The organism is Mesorhizobium sp. M1A.F.Ca.IN.020.06.1.1 (genome assembly GCF_004023265.1).
In the GTDB taxonomy this organism is placed as follows: Bacteria; Pseudomonadota; Alphaproteobacteria; order Rhizobiales; family Rhizobiaceae; genus Mesorhizobium.
Genome location: NZ_RZSR01001039.1, coordinates 1 through 2,013 on the forward strand (window position 1 = coordinate 1; position 2,013 = coordinate 2,013).

The window sequence follows — 2,013 nt, forward strand, 5'->3', positions numbered from 1 at the left end:
ATATCGGTGAGGTCATGCTCGGGCGCGTCGGCGAACTGGGTGCGGCGTTTGCCGAGCTCGGTCTCCGGACCGAACTTCTTACGAACCTCAGCGACTTCCCACTTGATCGTCGCCCATTGCTTGGCGTCGGAGGCAAGCAATGCCTCGATCTGCTTCTTCTCCTCGGTAAGGCCGTCGAACTCCTTGCGGATTTCGATCTCTTCCAGCTTGCGCAGGGCGCGCAGCCGCATGTTCAGGATGGCTTCGGCCTGATTGTCGGTGAGCGACCAGCGGGCCATCATCACCTGCTTGGGCTCGTCCTCCTCGCGGATGATCCTGATCACCTCGTCGATGTTCAAATAGGCGATCAGATAGCCGGCCAGGATTTCCAGCCGCTTCTCGATCTCGCCCAGCCGATATCTCGAGCGGCGGATCAGCACGTCGCGGCGGTGATCGAGCCATTCCTTCAGCACGCCCTTCAGCGACAGGACGTTCGGCACCTTGCCGCGCGACAGCACGTTCATGTTGAGCGGGAAGCGGCTTTCGAGCTCGGTCAGCTTGAACAGCGATTCCATCAGGATGCCTGGATCGACGCTGCGGCTCTTCGGCACCAGCACGATACGGATATCCTCGGCGCTTTCGTCGCGGACGTCCTCGAGCAGCGGCAGCTTGCGCGCCATCAGGAGCTCGGCGATCTTCTCGATCAGCCTGGCCTTCTGGACGCCATAGGGGATCTCCGTGACGACGATGCTCCAGGTGCCCCTGCCCTGGTCCTCCTGGCTCCATCTGGAGCGCACGCGGAAACCGCCGCGGCCGCTCTCATAGGCTTCGAGGATCGAGGCGCGGCTATCGACGATGATGCCGCCGGTCGGGAAATCCGGCCCTTGGACGAAATCCATCAGCTTCGCCACCGGCGCGTCCGGATGCTCGATCAGATGAAGTGCCGCGTCGCAAAGCTCGGCGGCGTTGTGCGGCGGGATCGAGGTCGCCATGCCGACCGCAATCCCGGACGAGCCGTTGGCGAGCAGGTTCGGGAAGGCGCCGGGAAGAACGGAGGGTTCCTCGTCCTCCTCATTATAGGTCGGCCGGAAGTCGACGGCGTCCTCGGTGATGCCGGCAAGCAGCTCGGTCGCCACCTCCGTCATGCGCGCCTCGGTGTAGCGCATGGCGGCGGCGTTATCGCCGTCGATATTGCCGAAATTGCCCTGCCCGTCGACCAGCGGGTAGCGCATCGAGAATTCCTGCGCGAGCCGCACCAGCGCGTCGTAGATCGACTGGTCGCCATGCGGATGGAACTTACCCATCACCTCGCCGACGATGCGGGCGCATTTGGCGAAGCCCTGATCCGGGTTGAGCCGCAAGAGCCGCATGGCATGCATGATGCGGCGATGGACCGGCTTCAGTCCGTCCCGCACATCCGGCAGCGCCCGGTGCATGATGGTCGACAGCGCATAGGCGAGATAGCGCTTCTCGAGCGCTTCCTTCAGATCGACCGGTTCGATGTTGTCGCCGCCGCCACTGTCTTCAGGCGGCAAATGCCTTTTGCCCATGGATTTGGACTAGCCGAGCGGGTGATTCGCGGCAAGCGCCGGGTTGGCAGTCGGCGGATTCGTCGCAAATGGCGACGTGAAGGATTTCACGGAAGCGGCAAGTTGAACATTCCAGTTTGCCCATTCTGCAACCGGCCCCGGCAGCAAGCGGGCTAACCGGCCAACATCAATCTGTTACATGCGCCCTCTATCTGGGCAGGCAACGCGCCGGCGCAGGAGAGCCGCGGTCTTCATGACAAATTCACCGCATCATGCAATGCGTGCCGGCCGGGTTTGCTTTTCATCGCCGTTTTCGACAAATGTGCCGGGAAACGCCTTGTTCCCGACCCGTTCGTCGCGGAATGGTGATGGAGTAGAATTCAAAAACACTTTTCAGGACAGGGAACTCGCCATGAAAATTCAACGCTCAATGCTCAAGAAACTGGCTTTTTCAACCATTCTGCTGGCCCTGCCGCTCAACACCGCCTCCGCCGCCGATCCGGCG

2 protein-coding genes are annotated in these 2,013 nt (G+C 62.0%); one reads left to right on the plus strand and one right to left on the minus strand.

The genetic code is table 11. The features are described 5' to 3' along the window. On the minus strand, window positions 1-1,529 hold a 1,529-nt coding region (gene parC / locus EOA60_RS30640; protein ID WP_128312447.1), incomplete at its 3' end, for a DNA topoisomerase IV subunit A. Between the two features lie 232 nt (window positions 1,530-1,761). Between parC and EOA60_RS30645 the strand changes: the two genes are divergently transcribed. Further along, window positions 1,762-2,013, plus strand: a 252-nt coding sequence (locus tag EOA60_RS30645) for a hypothetical protein (RefSeq protein WP_164899673.1), incomplete at its 3' end; no start/stop codon positions are given.